The following is a 1,220-nucleotide window of genomic DNA, read 5'->3' on the forward strand; positions in this document are numbered from 1 at the left end:
GGGGGGGGGGGTTTCCTCATTCCGTGGAGCGGGATCAGAAGATCATGCCGATGACCTCGCCGAGAAGGTCGAGGCCGCGCAGCTGGACGAGCAGGATGATCAACGCGTAGGCGAGGATCGTCGCAAGCGGCACCCAGGGCATCAGCCGGTTCGCGCGCTCCTGCGCCCGCTCGCTGCTCGTGAACGTGCCGTTGCGGGTGAGATGCACCATGGTCGCGAAGAAGGTCGGGATGGTGACCGCCCACGTGGCCATGCACCACGGGCACAACACGCCGAGGTTCGGCGCGTACAGGCTCTGGCTGATGAGCCAGACGACGAAGCCGAACGCGAACGTGATCCCGGCACCGAAAGCCAGCGAGAACCAACGGGGGAAGCGCGCGCCGGCGAGCAGCGCCACGCCGACGACCAGCGGCGCCATCCACAGTGTGAGGCCGATGATCGGGTTCGCGAAGCCGAAGACCTCGCCCTGCCACGAGTTGAGGTTGACGTCGCACTGGATCATCACGCTCACGTAGCAGTTGGACACCGCGTCGGGATTCTCGAGCTTGGCGAGCTTCTCGGTGAGGAGCTGGAAGGCGGCGAACCAGCCCACCACGCTCGCGAAGATCAGCCAGACGGCGTAGACGACGGGGCGGGTGCGCTGCTCGCTCATACTGAGGATTATCCCCGCGATGGCTATGGATGTGGCGAGAACAGGCCGGACAAAAACGCACTGGTCTCGACGGGATGCCGTGAACGGACCCACTTGGTGCGATAATGGCCTGTGACACGATGAACGGCCTTGCCGCGACACGTGCCGACGCAGACTTCGGGGCCCCATGCCCCACGTGATCAGAGCCATGAGCCGGTCGCACACCGAGTGAGTTCGCGGAACCCGCGGGTACCGCATGAGATTTCACGGAGCACCAGTGCCCCGTGCAGGGAGTAAGCCAGAGATGGCCGATGAGAACAATGACAACAACGTACCTACCCTCGACTTCCCGGCTGACGCCGCGGAGCCGCTGACGGAGCCCACTGCTCCCGACGCCGACGACCCGAAAGGGCCGGCGAACGAGGACGACGCCGCATCGGATGCCGCAGAGGTCGCGGCCGACGCTGCCGCCGATGATGTCGCCGCCGGTTACGCGGCCGCCGAAGACGCAGCCGCCGCTGCGGACGACGCTGCGGCGGGTGCCGCCGCGGATGCCGCTGCCGACGACGAGGCGGCCGCGGTGATCGCT

At 66.8% G+C, this 1,220-nt stretch carries 1 protein-coding gene and 1 pseudogene; one reads left to right on the plus strand and one right to left on the minus strand.

The window, feature by feature from the left end; all coding sequences use genetic code 11:
- Positions 1-34: 34 nt before the first annotated feature.
- Entirely contained in the window at positions 35-652 is a 618-nt protein-coding gene (locus tag ACNPM4_RS08820; protein ID WP_448985431.1) for a vitamin K epoxide reductase family protein, read from the minus strand.
- A 283-nt stretch (positions 653-935) separates the two neighbouring features.
- On the opposite strand from ACNPM4_RS08820, the pseudogene ACNPM4_RS08825 reads away from it, so the two are divergent.
- Positions 936-1,220 (plus strand): annotated as a pseudogene (locus tag ACNPM4_RS08825) (Rne/Rng family ribonuclease); the annotation flags it as partial.

It is taken from the genome of Microbacterium umsixpiens (genome assembly GCF_053543675.1).

Bases quoted from the DNA above. Each gene is read 5' to 3' on its own strand.
- ACNPM4_RS08820 (WP_448985431.1), bottom strand. From the start codon at position 652: ATGAGCGAGCAGCGCACCCGCCCCGTCGTCTACGCCGTCTGGCTGATC.